General features: G+C 32.5%; 4 protein-coding genes and 1 pseudogene. 1 reads left to right on the top strand and 4 read right to left on the bottom strand.

Annotated features, from left to right (window positions below):
• The 4 genes and pseudogenes from ABJF52_RS17540 to ABJF52_RS17525 all read right to left on the bottom strand — a co-directional run.
• Window positions 1-288, bottom strand: a pseudogene (locus ABJF52_RS17540) (hypothetical protein); the annotation flags it as partial.
• 51 nt (window positions 289-339) lie between these two features.
• Window positions 340-630 carry a transcriptional regulator gene (locus ABJF52_RS17535; RefSeq protein WP_348153241.1) on the bottom strand — a complete coding sequence of 97 codons (291 nt, stop codon included), beginning with the start codon at window positions 628-630 and terminating at the stop codon, window positions 340-342.
• A 16-nt stretch (window positions 631-646) separates the two neighbouring features.
• Entirely contained in the window at window positions 647-1,285 is a 639-nt protein-coding gene (locus tag ABJF52_RS17530; protein WP_348153239.1) for a hypothetical protein, read from the bottom strand.
• A 76-nt stretch (window positions 1,286-1,361) separates the two neighbouring features.
• Entirely contained in the window at window positions 1,362-2,480 is a 1,119-nt protein-coding gene (locus ABJF52_RS17525) for an Sb-PDE family phosphodiesterase (RefSeq protein ID WP_348153237.1), read from the bottom strand.
• Window positions 2,481-2,570: 90 nt separating this feature from the next.
• On the opposite strand from ABJF52_RS17525, the gene ABJF52_RS17520 reads away from it, so the two are divergent.
• On the top strand, window positions 2,571-2,933 hold the full coding sequence (locus ABJF52_RS17520) for a DUF1801 domain-containing protein (RefSeq protein WP_348153235.1): 363 nt from the start codon (window positions 2,571-2,573) through the stop codon (window positions 2,931-2,933).
• Window positions 2,934-3,088: the final 155 nt, after the last annotated feature.

Genomic DNA, 3,088 nt, shown 5'->3' with positions numbered 1-3,088 from the left:
TAGGTATGCACTTCGTTTGCCATTACCCATTAAATAAAATTGCATGCTAATTTCTTCTGGTACCGAGATACCAGTATTCGTAAGCACATGAAAAACATCGTGACTTTCTAATTTATCTTGGAGGTTAAAATTATTGCGAGTTAAAAAAGCACCTAATTGTTGTCCTAAACTTTCATCAGGAAATTTTTGTAAATCTGCAATAGTTACATCCCAAGCTGTATTACTTTTTAAATTTTGATAAGGAGCTAAGCTCCACTTGTACAATAGTTCCAATATTATCGCTCTCATTATATTATTTAAAAGTACTTTGAAATACAAAGTAAATAGATAAAAAAAAGCCTATTTACCAATTAATTTTTCAAGTGCATTAATGTGTTTTTTAAACTCAGCCTTACCTAATTTTGTTGCTGAATATCTGGTATTTGGTTTTCTTCCAATAAACTGTTTTTCTACTTTTATGTATTCTGATTTTTCTAAGGCTTTGGTGTGGCTAGCTAAATTACCATCGGTGGCGCCAAGCATTTCTTTAAGCATCTTAAAATCGGCATATTCGTTTACCATAAGCACACTCATTATCCCCAATCGAATGCGGTGGTCAAAAGCTTTGTTTATGTTATTAATTATGCTCATATTTTTTTAATTCGGCTTAGTTTCTATCATATTTGAAATACATAACACCGCCATATAGTATATGAAATACGCCGAAACCAAGTGCCCAAAAATACAATCCATATCCGATAAATTGCGTACTTATGAGACCAATTATAATGAAAGCTAAACCCATATAAAAGACATCTCCTAAAGTGTATTTACTGGCATTAACGCAAGCTAGACCATAAAAAATTAAGGTAGTTGGCGCTACGAGCCATGATATATTGTATTGAATTAAAACTAAACTAAAAACACCACCAATGAACAATGGAATACAAAAGTTTACTAGTAAACGGCGACTAGATGGGTTCCAAACATTTTCGCCACTTTTTTTAGCTTTACGAATTGAAAGTACTGCTCCTGTGATTATTGCGGCAGTAAGCACAAAAACAGCTATGATAACTAAATCTAATATAAGTCCTGTTTCTATGGGAGCGGAATTTAATCTTCTACCATAATCAACTTTATCAATTAATGAAAATTCTTGTAATCTGAAATAAGCAAAAGCAGCTCCTATTAAAGCGTAAACGCCAGCTAAAACTCCTGAGAGTCCGCTTAAAGAGATAAACCTAGATGAACGGCTCATCATATTCTTTATTTCAGAAATGTCATCGAGATATTTATTTGATTCCATATTAAAAGTACTTTGAAAAGCAAAGTAAAATAAAAAAGTTCATTCAAACAAGAATTATGCATAATAAAATTGAGATTTACTTTTCAACTGATATATCCCACGCAATAACGGGGTGTAAATCTGGGGCTGTATATGCACCTAACGCGGTAAGCTGTAATGTAATTTTTTTCAACTCTGTTAATGTCTTTACTTGTAAAGTTTCTTTTTTACCAGCAGCAATGGTAAAAATAGGAGACTTACTATAAAATGAAAATGGCATAGCATTTTCTAAAAGTAAATCACTACTAGAAGTGTTTTCAATTTCGATAATTAGAACCTGTGTATCTTTTTCGTATCTAGCTGAATTTATTTTGATGCTTGCTTTTATTAACGGATTTAAATATTCAGGTTTACCTACCAGAAGAGAGTTGTAAACAGCAACAGTTCGACCAGCAAAAAGTGCTTCCTTTAAACCTGCTAAGCTTTTTTCTTTAGCGAAAACTAACGTAATTGGTCGGTGATTTCCTTTTTCGGTATAATCCCAATCAATAAGTCCATGAATATCACTGGTACCCATTATAGTTAAGTTTTGTTCTAAAGCTATGGCTAATGATTCTTTAGAATAATCGGTAGTATTAATAACCTCAATTCCATGTAATTCGTCATTCTTAATTCTTTTTTTTTGAAAATCAGTTAAGATTGGATTCCCTGTCGGACTTTGCCTGTGCCATGCCGGGTGATTCCAAAAAACAAATGCACCTTGTTTTTTCGCCTCACTAAAAGATTGCTCAGGCTTATCTTTCAATACCTTATTTGCATCCGTAATAAAAACAGCATTATTATGCCCAACGGGTTCTGATCTTGTAATCTCTGATCCTTGTACAATTAATAAATCATGTTCTTTGGCTTCTTCAAGGGCAATTTCATGAGCACGATTACGATCAGGGTGTGGAATATCAGCAGCATGTGGTTGGTATTCTAAATGCTCGGTAAGAGAAATGGCATCTAAATTTTCGCGTAGTGCTTCCTGTACCCGAATAGTTGGCCAAACATTTCCATCAGAAAAAACAGTATGCATATGTAAATCCGTTTTTAAAGTTTTGTAACCCACAATATCAGGAAAGTGAATTGGTTGCGCGCCTACATGGGAATGTTCTTGGGCGGAAAGGAAATAAAAAGAAATGACAGCGAAGCAAAAAAGAATTGACTTTTTCATAGTAGTTGACTTTTTCAAATGTATTTAAATGGCACATTCAATTTAATGATAATTACGTTGTTAAGATTAATTAATAGTAATTTTATAACCATGAATCCAGCTGAAGAATATATCTTAAACCAACCGGAACCTTTTAGAAGTATGCTATTGCATATGCAGTTGATAATTGAAATGACAATAAAAGAGGTTGATTTAAAATACAAGTACCGGATTCCCTTTTTTTATATAGAAGGAAAACCCTTTTGTTATTTAAACCAATCTAAAGATTATATTGATGTGGGGTTTTGGAACGCCACACATTTGACCAAGAATTTAGAATATATGACTACAGCGGGTAGAAAAATGATGAAGTCTTTACGGTATACATCTTTAGAGGCAATAGATGACACAATATTAATTGAAGTTTTAGAAGAGTCTTATTTAGTGCATAAAATGAAGCGCAACAAAAAGTAAGTAGATTTAAAATTGATTTGCATTAGATACAAATCAATTTTAAATTTACTGATTACTGATTACTGATTACTGATTACTGATTACTGATTACTGATTACTGATTACTGATTACTGATTACTGATTACTGATTACTGATTACTGATTACTGATTACT

It is taken from the genome of Aurantibacter sp., from assembly GCF_039941195.1.
GTDB lineage: Bacteria > Bacteroidota > Bacteroidia > Flavobacteriales > Flavobacteriaceae > Aurantibacter_A.
This window is presented reverse-complemented; position numbering and strand designations above follow the sequence as displayed.